This window comes from Musicola keenii (assembly GCF_014855505.1).
Taxonomy (GTDB): Bacteria; Pseudomonadota; Gammaproteobacteria; order Enterobacterales; family Enterobacteriaceae; genus Musicola; species Musicola paradisiaca.
In genome coordinates this window covers 152,181-172,028 of sequence record NZ_JAAWVW010000006.1, presented here as the reverse complement: position 1 = coordinate 172,028, position 19,848 = coordinate 152,181, and the positions used below count along the sequence as shown (strand labels likewise).

Genomic DNA, 19,848 nt, shown 5'->3' with positions numbered 1-19,848 from the left:
TCAAAATGGTGCGGAATTCTACTGCAATCGTGTCGCGTTTGTAAAGCCCGTGAACAAACATAAACCATTTTACGGCCTTCCGTGCCTATAATTCACAGGGGTTATGGTAGACTACCCGCCGCCCGACGCAACCGGCGCCAGGCGTACGGCCAGTCAAGAAATGAGAGTAATTACAGTAATGCGCGTATTGGGTATAGAGACTTCCTGCGACGAAACCGGCGTAGCGATTTATGACACGCAGGCAGGCCTGTTGGCTAACCAGCTTTACAGCCAGGTTAAGCTGCATGCGGATTATGGCGGCGTAGTGCCGGAGTTGGCGTCACGTGATCATGTTCGTAAGACCGTTCCCCTCATTCAGGCCGCGCTGCGAGACGCCGGTTTAAATAAAGGCGATATTGATGGCGTTGCCTATACAGCCGGGCCCGGTTTGGTTGGGGCTTTGCTGGTTGGTGCTACAGTTGGTCGAGCGCTGGCATTTGCTTGGAATGTGCCGGCCGTGGCTGTTCATCATATGGAAGGCCATCTGTTGGCACCTATGTTGGAAGACAATCCCCCTGATTTCCCTTTTGTCGCGTTGCTGGTTTCCGGCGGGCATACCCAGTTGATTAGCGTAACTGGGGTTGGTAAGTATCTACTACTGGGGGAGTCTATTGACGACGCGGCAGGCGAAGCATTTGATAAAACGGCCAAACTGTTAGGGTTGGATTATCCCGGCGGGCCATTGTTATCGAAGATGGCGCAGGCCGGCCAGCATGGGCGGTTTGTTTTTCCCCGCCCAATGACGGATCGTCCGGGGCTGGATTTCAGTTTTTCAGGTCTGAAAACGTTTGCCGCCAATACTATTCGTGAAAATGGGAATGACCCGCAGACCCAGGCGGATATCGCGCGAGCGTTTGAAGATGCTGTCGTCGATACGCTGGCGATTAAATGTCGTCGGGCACTGGATGAAACCGGGTTTCGTCGTCTGGTGATCGCAGGAGGCGTCAGTGCTAACCAGACATTACGCCAGAAACTGGCAGAGATGATGAATAAACGTGGTGGCGAAGTGTTTTATGCTCGTCCTGCGTTTTGTACCGATAACGGTGCAATGATTGCTTATGCTGGCGCAGTGCGCCTTCAACAGGGGACGATGAGCGATTTAGGGATAAGCGTCAGGCCTCGTTGGCCGCTGGCTGATTTACCCCCGGTGTGAGAAGCAACATGTCTATAAATAAGGAAGTGCTGTGCGGCTCGATGCCGGTTTGGCTAAAGGGGAAATTTCCGCTGAGAACTTCCCTTGAATTTTCTGCCAGGCTGGCTTGAATGGCGCAACACGGATGTTTTTTCAGAGCTCTTGCTCAAACAAAACCAGAATGGCCTCGTAGAGCTGTTTGACACTGAAGCCCTTTGCCGGCGTGGTAAATATAGTATCGTCGCCGGCAATAGTGCCGAGGATCCCTTCAGATTTGCCTAGCGAATCCAGTAAACGAGCAATAAGCTGAGCGGCACCGGGGCTGGTATGAATAACGACTACCGCATCGTTGTGATCGACATCCAGTACCAGATTTTTCAATGGACTGGTTGTCGTCGGTACCCCTAGCTCTGCGGGCAAGCAATAAACCATTTCCATCTTGGCATTGCGGGTTCTGACCGCGCCGAACTTTGTCAGCATGCGGGAAACCTTAGATTGGTTGATATTTTCAAACCCATCGTCCTGCAGCGCTTGCACAATTTCACTTTGAGAACTGAATTTTTCTTCTTTTAGCAGCGCTTTGAACGCTTTTACTAAATCTTCTTGTTTTGTGGAGTTTCGCATTCGGCACCGGGGTAATTGGATTAATCATTCCCCGCATTATGCATATAAATGAATTTTTATGCAATATTTTTGCCTGTGGAGTCGTATTGTTCTGGAACACCTTTTCATTTTGAAGAGACAAAACATCACGCGATTTGAAGTATTTGGTTCTGTGCTCTCTCTCACAAAAAAGTAAATAAAATGTTATCAAAATGATGTTGTTTAGAGAGTGGTGCATGTTGTAATGCAACAAAATGGTTAACCTGTCGTGGGCTCATGTCGGTGTTCGGCGCCATTACCTGTAACTTTACTTACCTTTCAGTTTTAATACGTATTATTAGTTTATTATTAATTACATAGCGCCTGATCACCGTATGCGTGTTTATCCTCGCCAATGACAGTTCCACCTGCTTGTCAATTAAATACGCATGGTTATAACTAAATGAATCCACGGTACTTTTAATTAATAAGATAATAAGGAGTTTAGGATGAAAGTTGCAGTTCTAGGAGCCGCAGGCGGTATTGGTCAAGCCCTTGCGCTTCTCCTCAAAACCCAGCTTCCTTCAGGTTCAGAATTGTCGCTCTATGACATTGCTCCCGTGACTCCAGGTGTTGCTGTTGATTTGAGTCATATTCCAACAGCAGTCAACATCAAAGGATTTTGCGGTGAAGACGCCACCCCGGCGTTGGTAGGTGCGGATATTGTACTGATTTCTGCGGGAGTAGCTCGTAAACCTGGCATGGATCGTTCCGATCTTTTTAATGTAAATGCCGGAATTGTGCGTAACCTGGTAGAGCAGATTGCCCGCACTTGTCCTAAAGCCTGTATCTGTGTCATTACCAACCCCGTTAATTCGACGGTAGCTATTGCCGCTGAGACGCTTAAAAAAGCGGGAGTTTATGACAGAAATAGACTTTTCGGCGTCACGACGCTCGATATTATTCGTTCAAATACTTTTGTTGCTGAGTTGAAGGGGAAGCATCCACAGGAAATCGATGTACCTGTTATTGGTGGGCATTCTGGGGTCACTATATTGCCTTTGCTTTCACAGATTCCTGGCGTTGACCTCTCTGAGCAGGAAGTGGTTGCTTTGACCAAGCGTATTCAGAATGCCGGGACTGAAGTCGTTGAAGCTAAAGCAGGCGGCGGATCTGCAACATTGTCAATGGGCCAAGCAGCAGCTCGCTTTGGGTTGTCACTGGTTCGTGCTTTGCAAGGCGAAAGCGGTGTTGTCGAATGCGCTTATGTGGAAAGTGACGGCAAGTTTGCTCGTTTCTTTGCTCAGCCATTGTTGCTGGGAAAAGAAGGGATCATGGAGCGTAGAGAGATAGGGGCTCTCAGCGCTTATGAACAACAATCTCTGGTCAGCATGCTCGATACGTTGAAGCAGGATATCGTGCAGGGTGAAGTGTTCGTCAATAAATAACCTGTCAGTTTGTTTTGAAAAAGCCGGAGATCAACTGTATCTCCGGCTTTTTTATGGGGTTACTGTATCCAGCCGTTAGTGGGGACGAATCAGTTTTTTACGATCGAGTAATTCATTGGTTATATGATCATAGTAACGGCTTGGCCAGATCTCAGCAGGATGGATGCCTAATGCATCCGCGATCAACCATTCTCCTTTTGGCCACGGTCGGGATAATGCGTTAGCTAATGTCGATGAACTCAACCCGGCCGCCCGAGAAACCGCCGCAAGTGTTGTTCCTTTTTTTCTTAGTGCCGCAATAATATCGGCAGGATGCCAATCATTTTTCCTTGAATTCATAATCCTTCCCTTATTGCTATAAGACGACAGCGTATTAATGGTATAACTAACGTTTCATGGTGAATGGTTTCGTTAACCAGGAATCATTATTTGGAAATAATATAGCATCAATTTCCTGAATATTTCCAATTAATTTCCAAATGGAACTGCGTGTGTAACGAATAGCACTATCGGGATGAAAAGGACATGAAAAAAGAGTGGTTTGCGACCAGCGAATTGGTTGGTGTTGGCGGACTGCCTAAATCAAGGCAAGGATTGAACAAGCGGGCCCGAGAAGATGGTTGGGAAAAACGTCGACGCAAAGGTGTGCAAGGACGCGGTGTGGAATATTCGATCCACAGTTTGCCACAAACTGTTCAGCAGACGCTGCTTGTACGGGAAACATCAGGAGAATATTCGGTGAAATCGTCGGATATGCTATCTGTCTGGATTCAAATTTATCAGCAGCTATCGGTGCCAGAACGTGAAAAACTGATTGCATTTATCATGCGGGAAGGTGTTTCTGCGACGCTAAAACAGCTTGGATTGACCAATTCAGGCGTTGCTTCTTTAATAAAAGATTTTTCTGAATAATACCATTATCGGACCATTCCGCACTCGTTGAGTATGGAGTGGTTCCGCTCTCCTTTACGTAGTCTCCCCCCTTTTATTCCATCTGGCACTGTTGATTAGCCTTGTTCTAACGTGAACTCATTAGATGTATGGATAAAATTAGTCTATTATGTGGAAACTTAACTCCTATTGTGGTTTTTTTGTTTCTTAATAAATGGACGGGTATCAAAGGGAGTATTTAGATGAAGAAAGAATGGTTCGCAACGAAGGAATTATTGGGTGTAGCGGGCCTGCCGACAACCCGGCAGGGAGTGAATAAGCAGGCCAATGTAAAAGGATGGGCAAGGCGGAAACTCAAAGGTGTTCAGGGAAAAGGCGTTGAGTATTCACTTTGGAGTTTGCCTGATAACGTCAGGCATGCTTTGCAGGAAAGTTACCCGGCCTATTCTGTTATGAACGATTCGGAACAATTATCAATTTGGGTGGAGACTTTCAAGCAGCTGTCAGCCGCTGAGCGTGAGCACCTCATTGACTTGATTCTAAGAGAAGGTGCGATACCTTTACTGGCCTGCCTCAACAGCAGACCAAAGGGAATGATGAAGTAGTAGAAGACACGACAGAATTAGTAATTACGCTGAACCGCTAGGTGTGCCAGGCTTTCCAGCGCGGTTTTGAAATCACTGTGCGGCAGGCATTGTAATGCGGCAATCGCTTTGTCTGCTTCTTCTTCCGCACGTTGACGGGTATATTCCAACGAACCGCATTCCTGCATGGCTGCTAGCACAGGAATTAATAGGTGGCGCCCATTTCCTTGTTCGATTGCTTGACGGATCATACGGCGTTGTTCCGGATTGCCATGATGCATGGCGTGCAGTAGCGGTAGGGTGGGTTTCCCTTCATTCAGATCATCGCCGGTATTTTTGCCGAGCGTTTTGCCGTCCGCATTATAATCCAGTAAGTCATCAATCAATTGGAATGCGGTTCCTAGATAGCGGCCATAATCCCGTAAAGCGTTTTCACATGTGGTATCAGCATCAGCCAGAATAGCGGAAGACTGGGCGGCAGCCTCAAATAAGCGCGCGGTTTTACTGTAAATTACGCGCATATAGCTCTCTTCAGTGATGTCTGGATCGTTGCAGTTCATTAATTGCAGAACTTCACCTTCGGCTATGACGTTAACCGCATCGGACATAACGGCCAGTACGTGCAGAGAAGACAGACTCGTCATCATTTGAAATGCACGAGTGTAGATAAAATCACCGACCAACACGCTGGCGGCGTTTCCGAATGCGGCGTTAGCGGTGGCTTTACCCCGGCGCATGTCTGACTCATCGACAACGTCATCATGTAAAAGTGTTGCTGTATGGATAAACTCGATCAGTGCTGCGACTGTTATATGTTTATTTCCTTGATAATTCAGTGATCTGGCTGCAAGTACCGCAATCATGGGGCGGATACGTTTTCCTCCGCCGCTGATAATGTAATGTCCTAATTGATTAATCAGCGCGACGTCGGAATTGAGCTGTTCCAGAATGATTTGATTGACGGCGGCCATATCCTGTGCGCTTAACGCTGTGATTTGCTCTAGGTTCATCGTTTTTGCCAGCTAAAGAGTTCAATGGTGCCGTAAATTTGTAGTTTATATCGGCACTAAATAGGGGGTGGTAGCCTTGATTGTACTTGAAAAATGGAGCAGATAAACGGCAGTTAGTGAGTTGTATTCTTTTTCTTCACGTTGATGGATTCAAGGCTTGTCATCAGCTGGTTTTTTGCGTAGAATTCGCGCCCTATTGTGAATATTTATAGCGTGCTCTGAATACTGAATAATTCATGTGGGCATGCAGAGAGCGGAGTTTTTTATGTACGCAGTTTTCCAAAGTGGTGGTAAACAACACCGAGTAAGCGAAGGCCAGACTGTTCGCTTGGAAAAGCTGGACATCGCAACTGGTGAGGCTGTCGAGTTTGACCAGGTTCTGATGGTTGCTAATGGTGATGACGTCAAAATCGGTGTTCCCTTCGTGGACGGCGGGAAGATCAAGGCTGAAGTTATTGCTCATGGTCGTGGCGAAAAAGTGAAGATCGTTAAGTTCCGTCGCCGTAAGCACTACCGTAAGCAGGCTGGTCACCGTCAGTGGTTTACTGACGTGAAAATCACCGGCATCAGCGCTTAAGTTTTAGGAGAGCGGATTAATGGCACACAAAAAAGCTGGCGGTTCAACTCGTAACGGCCGTGATTCAGAAAGTAAACGTCTTGGTGTAAAGCGCTTTGGCGGAGAAGCAGTGTTGGCTGGTAGCATTATTATTCGCCAGCGCGGTACTAAGTTCCACGCAGGTAGCAATGTAGGTTGTGGCAAAGACCATACTCTGTTTGCGCTGTCTGACGGTAAAGTTAAGTTCGAAGTTAAAGGCCCTAAAAATCGTAAGTATGTCAGCATTGTCGCTGAATAATTGACGATACAGGCTAGAGCTTGAAGCCCTGCAACTTGTTGCAGGGCTTTTTGTATTTCAGGGCATAACAGTAGAACAACTTGGATAAGCCATAATGAAACAGAATGCTGGCATAGGATTAGGCTTGGCATTGACCACTGCTGTATGCTGGGGCGCATTGCCAATAGCGATGAAGCAAGTTTTGGCCAATATGGAGCCCTATACCGTAGTCTGGTATCGTTTTGTGATTGCGTCCGTTGGCCTGTGGCTGTTTCTTCGCGCCAAAGGTCATTTGCCGACTGTTAGGCTGTTTAATCATCAGCGTTGGTGGATTTTGCTGTTCATCGCTACAGGAGGACTGTTGGGAAACTTCATGCTGTTCAGCTCATCGCTGCGCTACTTGAGCCCAACAACCTCACAGGTTATCGGTCAGTTATCTCCTGTCGGAATGATGATTGCCAGTGTTTTTGTTCTGAAAGAGAGGATGCGTCTAAATCAGATAATCGGTGCAATCATCTTAATTTCTGGCCTGGTGATGTTTTTTAACTCCAGTTTGGTTGAAATACTTACCCGGCTTACTGATTATACTGTGGGTGTATTACTGGGTATGGCGGCTGCCACTGTCTGGGTATCTTATGGTGTGGCTCAAAAAGTGTTGCTTCGACGGTTATCGTCGCAACAATTGTTGTTTCTGCTATATGCGCTATGCGCTCTCTGTATTACTCCGCTGGCAAAGCCGTGGGCAATTTTTCAATTAAGCAACTGGCAACTGGTTTGTTTGTTGTTTTGCGGAATCAATACGCTAGTCGGATATGGTGCGCTGGCTGAAGCTATGGCTCGTTGGCAGGCTGCTCAGGTAAGTGCCATTATTACCCTTACCCCGCTATTTACCTTATTTTTCTCAGATATTCTGGCGCTTGTCTGGCCTTCTGTTTTTGCGTCACTTGAGCTGAATCCGCTTGGTTATATAGGGGCGTTTGTTGTTGTGGCTGGGGCCATGTTTTCGGCTATTGGGCACCGTATTATCGGGCGGTAATCGTTTATATATCCAATCGTCCATTTATTTCTGCTGTTTATTTTTAATACAGGTGAAATTTTTACTCCGAGCAGGTACAATCTGCCCCCCTTTATCAGAACAATTCTGATGCATCGGTTTTTTATTGGTCACGTTTTTATTGATGTTGTCAGAAATCAAATAGTTATACCAAAGAGAACCAATAACCATCAGGCAAATCGATCATTCTCTATTGGTTTTTTTCGGAGACAGTTCATGAAGTTTGTAGATGAGGCCACCATTCTTGTCGTGGCTGGTGACGGTGGCAACGGCTGCGTCAGTTTCCGCCGTGAGAAATATATCCCTAATGGTGGGCCGGACGGCGGCGATGGCGGCGACGGCGGCGACGTGTACCTGCTGGCTGATGAGAACCTCAATACCCTGATTGATTACCGTTTCGAGAAATCGTTTCGCGCTGAACGCGGGCAGAATGGTCAAAGCCGTGACTGTACCGGTAAACGTGGCAAGGATATTGTCATCAAAGTTCCGGTAGGCACACGAATTCGTGATAAAGGCACGGACGAGATCCTTGGAGATATGACACGTCATCAGCAGCGTTTGCTAGTCGCCAAGGGGGGTTGGCATGGATTAGGGAACACTCGCTTCAAGTCATCGGTGAATCGTGCTCCGCGTCAAAAGACTAGTGGTACGCCAGGAGAAGAGCGGGAGTTATTGCTGGAATTGCTGTTGCTGGCGGATGTTGGCATGCTGGGGTTGCCAAATGCTGGTAAATCTACATTTATCCGGGCTGTCTCCGCCGCCAAGCCGAAAGTGGCTGATTATCCATTTACGACGCTGGTTCCTAGTTTGGGCGTGGTTCGTATGGATAGCGAGCAGAGTTTTGTTATTGCCGATATTCCCGGATTAATCGAAGGTGCATCCGAAGGCGCCGGTCTGGGGATCCGTTTTCTCCGTCATCTGGAGCGTTGCCGTGTTTTGTTACACCTGATCGATCTGGTGCCTATGGACGAATCTGATCCGATCCAGAATGCCAAGGTGATCGTGAATGAGTTGCATAGTTATAGCGCAACATTGGCTGAGAAACCTCGCTGGTTGGTATTCAACAAAGTGGATCTACTGGATCACGCTGAAGGCGAAAAGCGGGCTAAAGAGATTGCCAATGCTTTGGGGTGGGAAGGTAAATATTACCTGGTGTCTGCGGCCAATCGCACAGGCGTGAACGCGCTATGCTGGGATGTTATGAGTTTCCTTAACGCCAATCCCAAAATCATGGAAACGGAAGAGGGAGCAGCAGCATCCCAAAAAGTCGAGTTCATGTGGGATGATTATCATCGTGAGCAACTGGAATCTGCTGACGGGGATATGGAAGATGATTTGGATGATGACTGGGATGAAGACGATGACGAAGGCGTTGAAATTATCTATCAGCGTTAATACGTCGGTTTGACTTCTACATCACCTGCATTGTAGCGATTTGCTTGTTATAGGTATTTAATCCCCTTATCTAATTGATAGGTAAGGGGATTTTTATTTAATAATCAATTACTCTGGTAAATATCCTTATAGAGATGGGTCTCAAATCTCACCAGAGGGATTCTGCGCTCTTTCTGATCCTCTGGTGGCACGGCATAGCCAGAAAGATATTGTACGAAAGCAAGACGCTGACCGCTTGCGGTTGTAATAAAACCGGCCAGGTTATAGACCCCTTGAAGTGCGCCTGTCTTCGCCGAGACTTTGCCGTCCAAACCTGCTTCATGCAACCCTCCACGATAACGCAGGGTGCCGTCGTAGCCTGCCAGTGGCAGCATTTTGATATAGTTCAGTTCGCTGTCGTGTTGGGCAATATATTGTAATACCTGCATCATGGTGGCTGGTGCAATCAGGTTGTGACGTGATAAGCCGGAACCGTCTACGATGATGCTGTTATCCAAATTTACTCCAGCCTTTTGTCTCAGAATTTGGCGGACGGCGTCGGCGCCGGCTCGCCATGTACCTGGAACCTTAAACCGTTCATGTCCTATTGTACGAAAAACAGTATCGGCAATCATGTTGTCTGACTTTTTCAACATAGTTGTCAGTAGGTCATGCAGCGGCTCGGACTGTGTTTGGGTTAATACGGTTCCAACTGTTCCTGGAAGGGCTTGCCGACGTAGATTACCTGTTGCATTTATACCCGCTTGTGCCAGCTCATCTTTGACGATGGCTCCCGCATAGCTGGCGCCATCTTGAATAGCAAATGCTAAAGGTAAAGGATCTGGACGTTGAGTCAGACAGCCAGTGAGTGTGAAGCGGTTGAGTTCGCCAGGGACGACATCAAGCTCGCAATACTGCGCATCAGGGGAGCCTTTAGGCAGCGTGCGGACTTCGCTGAACATCTGAACCGGATAATAGGATGCCACTCGTATAAAAGCGGTGTCGCCCGCTTTAGGGGCGCTGTAAAGTGAAATAGAGAAGCAGTTTCTGTCGACGATGGCTGCGGCGGGCGGAGCGCTAAAGCATTGCGTCATATCATTCCAGGGCCATCCGGGAGCTTTATCGTGACTGGCAAAAACGGATGTGTCGATGAGGACATCGCCCGCGATCTCGCGAAGACCGCGTTTTTTGAGATCCTGAACCATACTGCGGATCTGTTGACGTTTCAGCGTTGGATCGCCGCTGAAACGAACGATCAGGTTCCCGCGTAGAACGCCGTTGGTGATCGTGCCGTGGCTTTCCATGGTCGTAATGAAGCGATAGTCTGGCCCCAGTTGCAGCAAGGCTGCCAGAGCAGTAATCACTTTTTGTGTACTGGCCGGTAATGCCATCTGATTGCTGTGATAATCAATGGTCGGTGTAGTTGCCCCGATTTTCTGCACTATCATTGCCAGGTTTGCGCCGTCTGGTAAGTATTTTATATGGTCTTCAACCGTGGCCGCATGGGCGCTTGTATACAGAAGAAAAGAACTGGCAATGCCGATAAGAATCGATGAAAAACGCATAATCTCAGTCAAGTACAGGGTAACGTGTGGTCATACTACGGCGCATCATGGTCTAAAGTAAACGATGACCCCCAGTGAACTCTGGGGTAAAATGCGTATCAAAATGCAAAACAGCCTCTGGCCTGGAAGAAACATTCCGGGCCGGATTGTTTTTGTTTAAATTGTCAGCAAGCACTGGCATGGAAACACTCTATCGCGGAGGTTGAGTGCGTGAGAGTAACGGTTATTGGGCCGTTCGGATTTTTTTAGAGGTAGTGACGATATGAAGCAATTTCCGATGACATTGCGTGGTGCTGAAAAGTTACGTCAAGAACTTGAGCATTTGAAGACGGTCCGTCGGCCGGAAATCATTGCAGCAATTGCCGAAGCCCGCGAACACGGTGATTTGAAAGAAAATGCGGAATACCACGCTGCTCGTGAGCAGCAAGGATTCTGTGAAGGGCGCATTCAGGAGATTGAGGCCAAACTTTCTAATGCACAGGTCATTGATGTCACCAAAATGTCAGCGACAGGTCGCGTCATTTTTGGTGCGACGGTTACCGTGTTGAACGTGGATAACGACGAAGAGCAGACTTATCGAATCGTTGGTGATGATGAAGCCGACATCAAACAGAATCTGATTTCTGTCAATTCTCCCATAGCTCGCGGCTTGATTGGTAAGGAGACGGATGATGTCGTTACCATCTCAACTCCAGGTGGTGCTGTCGAATATGAGATTTTGAAAGTGGAATATCTTTGATGCAAGACGTTGGACTCTGCGCCGACGGTTTTGTAAAGAATAGAAAAAGGCCGCATGCGGCCTTTTCTCTCGTCTTCAGTCATGGCACTTTGCGACGAAAATGAAACGAGTAGCTCCGGCTGAAAAATGTTATCGTGGCAGCACGATTTTTCGTTCGTTTGACGCACGGTAGAGTACCAGTGTGTGACCGATGACTTGAACATTACTGGCACCAGTTTCGCGCAGAATGGCATCAATGATAAGCCCTTTGGTTTCGCGGTCTTCAGCAGCAATCTTGACTTTAATCAGCTCATGATGCTCCAGCGCCTGTTCTATTTCGGCAAGTACGCCTTCAGTCAGGCCGTTGTTGCCAAGCATGACAACCGGTTTTAGCGGGTGAGCCAAGCCTTTCAGGTGCTGTTTTTGTTTGTTACTCAAGTTCATTGTCTTTTTTGCTTAGGTTAGGATTGAAAACGGATCATTCTACCGCCATCTGGTAATTATCACCAATCCGACTGTGGTAATTGGTGGTGATCGAGACGTTTCATGTACCGAAAGCGCCTTATTTAAGAATAGTTGGGAAATCGATGGCTAACAAAAAGCGTTCTGCAAGTTCCACCCGCTGGTTGCAGGAACACTTTAGTGACAAATATGTGCAACAGGCGCAGAAAAAAGGGCTTCGCTCTCGCGCATGGTTTAAACTTGATGAATTACAGCAGTCTGACAAGCTATTCAAACTTGGGATGACGGTTGTCGACCTAGGGGCAGCTCCCGGCGGATGGTCTCAATATGTGGTCAGTCAGATTGGCGAAAATGGGCGCATTATTGCGTGTGATCTCCTCCCTATGGATCCGATTGTTGGTGTCGATTTCCTTCAGGGAGATTTTCGTGATGAATTGGTGCTGAAAACTCTGCTGGAACGTGTTGGCGATGAAAAGGTTCAGGTTGTGATGTCTGATATGGCGCCTAACATGAGTGGTACTCCTGCAGTAGACATTCCCAGGGCCATGTATTTGGTGGAACTGGCGTTGGGAATGTGCCGGGACGTATTAGCGCCGGGAGGAAGTTTTGTAGTGAAAGTATTTCAGGGTGAAGGTTTCGATGAGTATCTTAGAGAGATTCGCACCCTGTTTACGACAGTGAAGATTCGTAAGCCAGAAGCCTCACGTGCCCGTTCTCGTGAGGTGTACATTGTAGCGACAGGTCGCAAACTGTAGTAACCTGACGCTATTTTTTAACACAGATGTAATATGAGGTTCATCCCTTGAGTGACATGGCGAAAAACCTGATTCTCTGGTTGGTCATTGCGGTGGTGCTGATGTCCGTATTCCAGAGCTTTGGGCCCAGCGAGTCGAATGGCCGTAGGGTGGATTATTCAACCTTTTTAACGGAAGTGAATCAGGATCAGGTCCGTGAAGCACGTATTAACGGACGCGAGATTAATGTTGTCAAAAAAGACAGCAGCCGATACACCACATATATTCCTGTCCAAGATCCCAAGTTGCTGGATAACCTCCTGACCAAAAGTGTGAAAGTGGTTGGTGAACCTCCTGAGGAGCAAAGTTTCCTGGCGACCATCTTCATTTCATGGTTCCCGATGCTGTTGCTGATTGGCGTTTGGATTTTCTTCATGCGTCAGATGCAGGGTGGTGGTGGCAAGGGGGCTATGTCTTTTGGTAAAAGCAAGGCACGCATGCTTACTGAAGATCAGATAAAGACGACTTTTGCCGATGTTGCTGGATGTGACGAAGCCAAAGAAGAGGTCGCTGAACTGGTTGAGTATTTGCGTGAGCCCAGCCGTTTTCAGAAATTAGGCGGTAAGATTCCTAAAGGCATTTTAATGGTTGGCCCTCCAGGGACGGGTAAAACTTTATTGGCTAAGGCCATAGCTGGCGAAGCTAAAGTACCTTTCTTTACTATTTCTGGTTCTGATTTTGTCGAGATGTTCGTTGGTGTCGGTGCTTCCCGCGTTCGAGATATGTTCGAGCAGGCAAAGAAAGCGGCGCCCTGCATCATCTTTATCGATGAAATCGATGCTGTCGGTCGTCAACGCGGTGCTGGTCTTGGCGGCGGTCATGATGAACGCGAACAGACGTTGAATCAGATGCTGGTGGAAATGGATGGTTTTGAAGGTAATGAAGGCATCATTGTAATTGCTGCTACTAACCGTCCTGATGTTCTTGACCCGGCGTTGCTCCGGCCGGGCCGATTTGACCGGCAGGTTGTTGTTGGGCTGCCAGATGTCCGTGGGCGTGAACAGATTCTTAAAGTTCATATGCGCCGGGTTCCTTTGTCTCCGGACATTGATGCTTCTGTAATTGCACGAGGTACCCCAGGCTTTTCTGGTGCTGATTTGGCGAACTTGGTGAATGAGGCTGCATTGTTTGCTGCACGTGGAAACAAACGTGTGGTCTCTATGGTTGAGTTCGAAAAGGCGAAAGACAAAATCATGATGGGGGCTGAGCGTCGTTCCATGGTGATGACGGAAGCTCAAAAAGAGTCAACGGCATACCACGAAGCCGGCCATGCCATCATTGGTCGTCTTGTTCCTGAACATGATCCGGTTCATAAGGTTACAATCATTCCTCGTGGTCGAGCTCTTGGGGTTACGTTCTTCCTGCCGGAAGGCGATGCGATTAGTGCAAGTCGTCAGAAGTTAGAAAGCCAGATTTCCACCTTGTATGGTGGTCGTCTGGCCGAAGAGATCATTTATGGTGTTGAACACGTATCTACCGGCGCATCGAATGATATTAAAGTCGCGACTTCAATTGCGCGTAACATGGTGACCCAATGGGGGTTCTCCGAAAAACTGGGGCCCTTATTATATGCTGAAGAAGAGGGGGAAGTTTTCCTCGGTCGCTCTGTAGCTAAAGCCAAGCATATGTCCGATGAGACAGCTAGGATTATCGATCAGGAAGTTAAATCTTTGATTGATAGAAACTATAGACGGGCTCGTGAGTTGCTGATGGCCAACATGGATATTTTACATTCCATGAAAGATGCGTTGATGAAATATGAAACCATTGATGCACCTCAGATTGACGATCTCATGGCACGTAAGGATGTTCGTCCGCCTGCTGGTTGGGAAGAACCCGGCTCTACGCCTGGTGGCAGCAATTCCTCTGATAATAGCGGAAGCGCCCCGAAAGCATCTTCGTCAGGCGAGGAACAGCGTCCCTCTGATGCGGGAACGGACAACACAATGTCTGGTCCGATTAATGATAAATAAAATTTCATGACCGCTGAAAAAGCATGAAATTTATGTTGAACCCCGGCTTGCCGGGGTTTTTTACTACCGGGCCTGAGTCTTTGTGGTTTTGACGTAGTGCAGGAGTGTGAGAATGCAACTAAAAGCTCGTGGTGCCGTGCTGGATTTATCTCGTCCCCAGGTTATGGGGATATTGAATGTTACGCCGGATTCTTTTTCCGATGGCGGTAAGCACAATACATTGGATGCAGCCATTCGGCATGCGAACGACATGATTACTGCCGGTGCAGCAATCATTGATATCGGCGGTGAATCTACTCGCCCTGGGGCCGGCGAAGTTAGCGTTGACGATGAACTGGAACGGGTGATCCCGGTAGTTGATGCCTTGTCTCGTCGTTTTGATGTGTGGATTTCGGTTGATACATCGAAGCCCGAAATTATTACTGCTGCTGCCGACGTGGGGGCTCATTTGATCAACGATATTCGGTCACTTCAACTGCCCGGTGCGATAAGTGCCGCTGCTGCGACTGGGCTTCCGATCTGTCTGATGCATATGCAAGGTTTGCCGAGAACCATGCAGCATTCCCCCCAATATGATGATGTGCTTAGCGACGTAGAGGTATTTTTCGAGCATCATATCGCCCAATGTGTAGATGCAGGCATCGAACGGGAACGATTGCTGCTGGATCCTGGATTCGGTTTTGGTAAAGATTTGCAGCATAATTATCGGTTGCTGGCATGTCTGGAACAGTTACATCATTTTGGGTTGCCTTTACTAGTAGGTATGTCCCGCAAATCCATGATTGGACAAGTATTGAATGTTCCTCCCGGGGAGCGGGTTTATGGAAGTATTGCGTGTGCAGTGATTGCCGCGATGAAAGGTGCCCAGATTATTCGCGTCCATGATGTCAAAGCGACCGTAGATGCATTGCGTATTGTTGAAGCAACACTATCAGCGAAGGAATAGAAGATAACATTATGAGCTGCCGTAAATATTTTGGTACCGACGGTATTCGTGGCAAAGTCGGCGATACACCAATTACGCCTGATTTCGTTTTGAAACTTGGCTGGGCGGCAGGGAAAGTGCTGGCTCGTCACGGCTCAAGAAAGATCATTATCGGCAAAGATACCCGTATTTCTGGATATATGCTGGAGTCTGCACTGGAGGCAGGTCTGGCTGCTGCCGGGCTTTCTGCTTCCTTTACTGGTCCTATGCCGACTCCCGCAGTAGCCTATCTGACCCGAACCTTTCGAGCTGAGGCTGGGATTGTGATTTCTGCTTCGCACAATCCGTATTATGACAATGGCATCAAATTTTTTTCTATCGATGGCACTAAATTGCCTGATGAAGTGGAAGAAGCCATTGAAGCTGAAATGGAAAAACCGTTGACTTGCGTTGAGTCGGCTGAGTTGGGGCGAGCCAGCCGTATTGTCGATGCTGCCGGGCGTTATATCGAGTTCTGCAAGAGTACTTTTCCCAACGAACTGAGTCTGAACAATCTTAAGATTGTCGTCGATTGCGCAAATGGCGCTACTTATCATATCGCTCCCAGCGTATTACGCGAGCTTGGCGCTAAAGTAACAGTCATTGGCTGCGAGCCTGATGGTATGAATATCAATCAGCAATGTGGTGCCACGGATGTGGAAAGTCTTCAGGAACGTGTGCTGAGAGATAAAGCCGATGTAGGTCTAGCTTTTGATGGTGATGGTGATCGACTGATCATGGTTGATCATCTGGGGAATAAGGTTGATGGCGACCAGATCCTTTATATCATCGCCAGAGAGGCTTTACGTCAAGGACAATTGCGTGGTGGTGCGGTTGGAACCTTGATGAGTAATATGGGTCTAGAAGTGGCATTGAAGCAGCTGGGAATACCTTTTGCCAGAGCGAAGGTCGGGGATCGATATGTACTTGAACTGATGCAGGAAAAGGGTTGGCGTATGGGAGCAGAGAACTCCGGTCATGTCATTTTGCTGGATAAAACTACTACTGGAGACGGCATTATAGCCGGTCTGCAAGTGCTTACCGCGATGGCCCGTAATCATATGAATCTTCACGATCTATGTAGTGGAATGAAGCTGTTTCCTCAGATCTTGGTCAACATAAGATTTTCTGGCGAGCATGATCCGCTGGAACATGAGTCGGTAAAACGCATTACTCAGGATGTTGAAGCCCAACTGGGCAATAAAGGGCGTGTGCTATTGCGCAAGTCGGGTACGGAGCCGTTGATTAGAGTCATGGTGGAAGGTGAGGATGAAGCCCAGGTAGCTGAAATGGCTCATCGTATAGCCGAGGCTGTCAAATCGGCAGGATAGCCACTTTCACGCCGGCGGGGATGTTCGCCCTTTCCTCGCCGAAAAGGGTGTACTGGAGAATTAAGACAATATAATCATGCGGATAAGTTGAAATACCTTTAGAACAAGGGAGGGGCGATGGTTTTTTCCTCAATCGGAGCGATGTTCCCAAATTACCCTTGCTAACCATGAATGCTTTGGTTAGTATTCAGACCCGATTTGTAAGGGATGTGACACATCCTGTGTGGATGGTCGACGGTTAGCCGCAAGAATTTGAACCAGTTCGCTTTTACTGCGAAAGATAATATGGGTACAGCTATGTACGAAGCTCTTTTAGTCATTTTCCTTCTGGTAGCGATCAGCCTGGTCGGTTTGATCATGTTGCAGCAAGGTAAAGGTGCTGACATGGGCGCGTCTTTCGGAGCTGGAGCATCTGCGACGTTATTCGGTTCGAGCGGCTCCGGTAATTTCATGACTCGAATGACCGCACTGCTTGCGACGTTGTTTTTTGTTATCAGCCTTATTTTGGGAAACCTTAGCTCCGGGCATGGTAAGAAAAGTAGTGAATGGGACAATCTTAACCAACCCGCAAAGGTTGAGCAGGTTGCTCCGGAAAAATCAACGGCGCCGTCAAGCGATATTCCCAAATGAGTCAGTAAGTTTTTCTCCGATGATCCTACCAGTCATCGGAGAATAAAATAAGTTATGATGCCGAGGTGGTGGAATTGGTAGACACGCTACCTTGAGGTGGTAGTGCCCGATTGGGCTTACGGGTTCAAGTCCCGTCCTCGGTACCAATCCTATTGATAACTTGCAATTTGATAGTTGTCAGCGTAGTATTTGCCACGTTTTCGGACGCGGGGTGGAGCAGCCTGGTAGCTCGTCGGGCTCATAACCCGAAGGTCGTCGGTTCAAATCCGGCCCCCGCAACCAACTAACTTTCCAAAAGCTTTTTTTCAAACGAATGTTCTGACGGTAACGTTGAATTCACAATAAGTTTTGAAAAGATGCTTTATGGTGAGTTATACCGCGACAGTGTGCGGTAACAGGGTCCAGTTGCATAAAGCCCCGATATATCGGGGTTTTTTGTTATTTGACAACAGAATTACTGGGCTATAAGGCCCTTTTTTTATGTCTTGGGGGTGGGCTTGTCCACATTAGAGCAAAAATTGACAGAAATGATTTCAGCACCCGTTGAAGCTCTGGGCTATGAATTAGTCGGTATAGAGTTCATTCGGGGTCGCCAGTCAACACTGCGTATCTATATTGATAGTGAAGATGGGATCACTGTTGATGATTGTGCTGATGTCAGCCACCAGGTCAGTGCGGTGATGGACGTTGAGGATCCCATCTCTGTCGCCTATAACCTGGAAGTATCTTCTCCCGGGTTGGATCGACCGCTTTTCACTGCAGAGCACTATGAGCGCTTTGTTGGTGAGGAAGTGAGTCTGGTATTGCGTATGGCTGTCCAGAATCGTCGCAAGTGGCAGGGGATAATCAAATCCGTAGAGGGTGAGATGATCACTGTAACAGTGGAAGGCAAAGATGAGGTGTTCGCGCTGAGCAATATCCAGAAGGCGAACCTGGTACCCCACTTTTAAGGTTTGAATGAGGCAACTAGGATGAATAAAGAGATTCTGGCTGTTGTTGAAGCGGTTTCTAATGAGAAAGCCGTTCCGCGTGAGAAAATTTTTGAGGCGCTGGAAACCGCACTGGCGACTGCAACCAAGAAAAAATATGAACAGGATATCGATGTGCGGGTATGCATCGATCGTAAAACTGGCGACTTTGATACATTCCGCCGTTGGCTGGTCGTCAATGAAGTCACTCAGCCGACACGTGAGATCACGCTTGAAGCGGCCCAGTTTGAGGAGCCTGAAATTGATTTAGGCGGCTATATCGAAGATCAGATAGAGTCCGTTACTTTTGATCGTATCACGACGCAAACCGCCAAGCAGGTTATCGTACAAAAAGTGCGAGAAGCGGAACGCGCGATGGTGGTTGATCAGTTCCGTGAGCAGGAAGGCGAAATTGTCACCGGCGTCGTAAAGAAGGTGAATCGCGACAATATTTCGCTTGATCTTGGCAGTAATGCTGAAGCCGTGATTGGGCGTGAAGATATGCTGCCGCGTGAGAATTTCCGCCCAGGTGATCGTATCCGCGGGGTGCTGTATGCTGTTCGCCCTGAAGCGCGTGGTGCTCAGTTGTTTGTCAGCCGCTCTCGTCCGGAAATGCTGATTGAGCTTTTCCGGATCGAGGTTCCTGAAATTGGTGAAGAGGTCATCGAGATCAAGGCTGCCGCTCGTGATCCGGGATCTCGTGCCAAGATTGCCGTGAAGACTAATGATAAACGTATCGACCCTGTTGGCGCTTGCGTAGGTATGCGTGGCGCTCGCGTTCAGGCGGTATCCAGTGAGTTGGGTGGAGAGCGTATCGATATTGTCCTGTGGGATGACAACCCGGCACAGTTTGTGATTAATGCGATGGCTCCAGCTGATGTAGCCTCCATTGTGGTGGACGAAGACAAACACACTATGGATATCGCTGTCGAAGCGGGAAATCTGGCGCAAGCTATTGGTCGTAATGGTCAAAACGTTCGTTTGGCATCCCAATTGAGCGGATGGGAACTGAACGTGATGACTATTGAAGATCTTCAAGCGAAACATCAGGCTGAAGCGCATGCAGCGATCGACGTGTTCACGCGCTATCTGGATATTGATGAAGAGTTCGCTACCGCACTGGTGGAAGAAGGATTCTCATCGCTGGAAGAGCTGGCCTATGTACCTATCACCGAACTGCAGGAAATCGATGGTTTGGATGAAGAAACCATTGAAGCATTGCGTGAACGCGCTAAAGCCGCGTTGACAACACTCGCTCTGGCGCGGGAAGAGAATCGTGGTGCCGGCCAACCTGCAGAAGATTTGCTCAATTTAGCTGGTCTGCCGCGTGAAATGGCGTTTACACTGGCCGCACGCGGAGTTTGTACGCTGGAAGATCTTGCTGAGCAGGGCGTCGACGACCTGACAGATATTGATGGGCTGAACGAAGAGAAAGCCGGTGAGCTGATTATGGCCGCACGTAATATCTGTTGGTTTGGTGATAGTAACGAATAACG

21 protein-coding genes and 2 tRNA genes are annotated in these 19,848 nt (G+C 48.1%); 18 read left to right on the top strand and 5 right to left on the bottom strand.

Annotation, left to right across the window (positions count from 1 at the left end; genetic code table 11):
* Positions 1–178 precede the first annotated feature (178 nt).
* Complete coding sequence (tsaD, locus tag HEP82_RS08540; RefSeq protein WP_192457793.1) at positions 179–1,192, top strand: tRNA (adenosine(37)-N6)-threonylcarbamoyltransferase complex transferase subunit TsaD; 1,014 nt, start codon at positions 179–181, stop codon at positions 1,190–1,192.
* 132 nt (positions 1,193–1,324) lie between these two features.
* On the opposite strand, the gene argR is transcribed toward tsaD, so the two are convergent.
* The gene (gene argR / locus HEP82_RS08535; RefSeq protein WP_015855028.1) at positions 1,325–1,795 is read right to left on the bottom strand and encodes a transcriptional regulator ArgR; all 471 of its coding nucleotides are present in this window, start codon (positions 1,793–1,795) and stop codon (positions 1,325–1,327) included.
* A gap of 467 nt (positions 1,796–2,262) precedes the next feature.
* Between argR and mdh the strand changes: the two genes are divergently transcribed.
* Entirely contained in the window at positions 2,263–3,201 is a 939-nt protein-coding gene (mdh, locus tag HEP82_RS08530; protein ID WP_192457689.1) for a malate dehydrogenase, read from the top strand.
* A gap of 75 nt (positions 3,202–3,276) precedes the next feature.
* Here the strand turns inward: mdh and HEP82_RS08525 are convergent, their stop codons facing one another.
* Positions 3,277–3,540, bottom strand: coding sequence for a helix-turn-helix domain-containing protein (locus HEP82_RS08525; protein WP_015855026.1), 264 nt, complete (start codon positions 3,538–3,540; stop codon positions 3,277–3,279).
* A gap of 186 nt (positions 3,541–3,726) precedes the next feature.
* Between HEP82_RS08525 and HEP82_RS08520 the strand changes: the two genes are divergently transcribed.
* Together HEP82_RS08520 and HEP82_RS08515 are read left to right on the top strand one after the other, a co-directional pair.
* A complete protein-coding gene (locus tag HEP82_RS08520) occupies positions 3,727–4,113 on the top strand; it encodes a DNA-binding protein (RefSeq protein WP_192457688.1) in 387 nt (128 codons plus the stop codon).
* A gap of 221 nt (positions 4,114–4,334) precedes the next feature.
* Complete coding sequence (locus HEP82_RS08515) at positions 4,335–4,697, top strand: DNA-binding protein (RefSeq protein ID WP_192457687.1); 363 nt, start codon at positions 4,335–4,337, stop codon at positions 4,695–4,697.
* A gap of 17 nt (positions 4,698–4,714) precedes the next feature.
* Here HEP82_RS08515 and ispB read toward each other — a convergent pair whose 3' ends face one another.
* The gene (gene ispB, locus HEP82_RS08510; protein WP_192457686.1) at positions 4,715–5,686 is read right to left on the bottom strand and encodes an octaprenyl diphosphate synthase; all 972 of its coding nucleotides are present in this window, start codon (positions 5,684–5,686) and stop codon (positions 4,715–4,717) included.
* Between the two features lie 265 nt (positions 5,687–5,951).
* Here ispB and rplU point away from each other — a divergent pair, with 265 nt between their 5' ends.
* The 4 genes from rplU (at position 5,952) to cgtA (ending at position 8,968) form a co-directional block, all read left to right on the top strand.
* Complete coding sequence (gene rplU, locus HEP82_RS08505; protein ID WP_015855022.1) at positions 5,952–6,263, top strand: 50S ribosomal protein L21; 312 nt, start codon at positions 5,952–5,954, stop codon at positions 6,261–6,263.
* A 19-nt stretch (positions 6,264–6,282) separates the two neighbouring features.
* Positions 6,283–6,540, top strand: coding sequence for a 50S ribosomal protein L27 (rpmA, locus tag HEP82_RS08500; protein WP_015855021.1), 258 nt, complete (start codon positions 6,283–6,285; stop codon positions 6,538–6,540).
* 94 nt (positions 6,541–6,634) lie between these two features.
* Complete coding sequence (locus tag HEP82_RS08495) at positions 6,635–7,555, top strand: DMT family transporter (RefSeq protein WP_192457685.1); 921 nt, start codon at positions 6,635–6,637, stop codon at positions 7,553–7,555.
* A 234-nt stretch (positions 7,556–7,789) separates the two neighbouring features.
* Positions 7,790–8,968 carry an Obg family GTPase CgtA gene (gene cgtA / locus HEP82_RS08490; protein WP_192457684.1) on the top strand — a complete coding sequence of 393 codons (1,179 nt, stop codon included), beginning with the start codon at positions 7,790–7,792 and terminating at the stop codon, positions 8,966–8,968.
* 104 nt (positions 8,969–9,072) lie between these two features.
* Here the strand turns inward: cgtA and dacB are convergent, their stop codons facing one another.
* Positions 9,073–10,512 carry a serine-type D-Ala-D-Ala carboxypeptidase gene (gene dacB, locus HEP82_RS08485; protein WP_192457683.1) on the bottom strand — a complete coding sequence of 480 codons (1,440 nt, stop codon included), beginning with the start codon at positions 10,510–10,512 and terminating at the stop codon, positions 9,073–9,075.
* A gap of 262 nt (positions 10,513–10,774) precedes the next feature.
* Here dacB and greA point away from each other — a divergent pair, with 262 nt between their 5' ends.
* Positions 10,775–11,251: a transcription elongation factor GreA gene (greA, locus tag HEP82_RS08480; RefSeq protein WP_192457682.1), complete on the top strand. Its 477-nt coding sequence runs from the start codon at positions 10,775–10,777 to the stop codon at positions 11,249–11,251.
* Positions 11,252–11,380: 129 nt separating this feature from the next.
* Here greA and yhbY read toward each other — a convergent pair whose 3' ends face one another.
* A complete protein-coding gene (gene yhbY, locus HEP82_RS08475) occupies positions 11,381–11,674 on the bottom strand; it encodes a ribosome assembly RNA-binding protein YhbY (protein ID WP_192457681.1) in 294 nt (97 codons plus the stop codon).
* 143 nt (positions 11,675–11,817) lie between these two features.
* Between yhbY and rlmE the strand changes: the two genes are divergently transcribed.
* The 9 genes from rlmE (at position 11,818) to nusA (ending at position 19,846) form a co-directional block, all read left to right on the top strand.
* Positions 11,818–12,447 (top strand): 23S rRNA (uridine(2552)-2'-O)-methyltransferase RlmE, encoded by a 630-nt coding sequence (gene rlmE, locus HEP82_RS08470; protein ID WP_192457680.1) that lies wholly within the window; start codon positions 11,818–11,820, stop codon positions 12,445–12,447.
* A gap of 47 nt (positions 12,448–12,494) precedes the next feature.
* Positions 12,495–14,459, top strand: coding sequence for an ATP-dependent zinc metalloprotease FtsH (gene ftsH / locus HEP82_RS08465; RefSeq protein WP_192457679.1), 1,965 nt, complete (start codon positions 12,495–12,497; stop codon positions 14,457–14,459).
* 112 nt (positions 14,460–14,571) lie between these two features.
* The gene (gene folP / locus HEP82_RS08460) at positions 14,572–15,405 is read left to right on the top strand and encodes a dihydropteroate synthase (protein WP_192457678.1); all 834 of its coding nucleotides are present in this window, start codon (positions 14,572–14,574) and stop codon (positions 15,403–15,405) included.
* An 11-nt stretch (positions 15,406–15,416) separates the two neighbouring features.
* Positions 15,417–16,754, top strand: coding sequence for a phosphoglucosamine mutase (gene glmM, locus HEP82_RS08455; protein ID WP_192457677.1), 1,338 nt, complete (start codon positions 15,417–15,419; stop codon positions 16,752–16,754).
* A gap of 297 nt (positions 16,755–17,051) precedes the next feature.
* Positions 17,052–17,384 (top strand): preprotein translocase subunit SecG, encoded by a 333-nt coding sequence (secG, locus tag HEP82_RS08450; protein ID WP_192457676.1) that lies wholly within the window; start codon positions 17,052–17,054, stop codon positions 17,382–17,384.
* Between the two features lie 59 nt (positions 17,385–17,443).
* Positions 17,444–17,530, top strand: a tRNA-Leu gene (locus HEP82_RS08445).
* 59 nt (positions 17,531–17,589) lie between these two features.
* Positions 17,590–17,666: transfer RNA gene (locus HEP82_RS08440), tRNA-Met, on the top strand.
* 215 nt (positions 17,667–17,881) lie between these two features.
* Positions 17,882–18,334, top strand: a complete 453-nt coding sequence (gene rimP, locus HEP82_RS08435; RefSeq protein WP_192457675.1) for a ribosome maturation factor RimP — start codon at positions 17,882–17,884, stop codon at positions 18,332–18,334.
* A gap of 21 nt (positions 18,335–18,355) precedes the next feature.
* Entirely contained in the window at positions 18,356–19,846 is a 1,491-nt protein-coding gene (nusA, locus tag HEP82_RS08430; protein WP_192457674.1) for a transcription termination factor NusA, read from the top strand.
* Positions 19,847–19,848 lie beyond the last annotated feature (2 nt).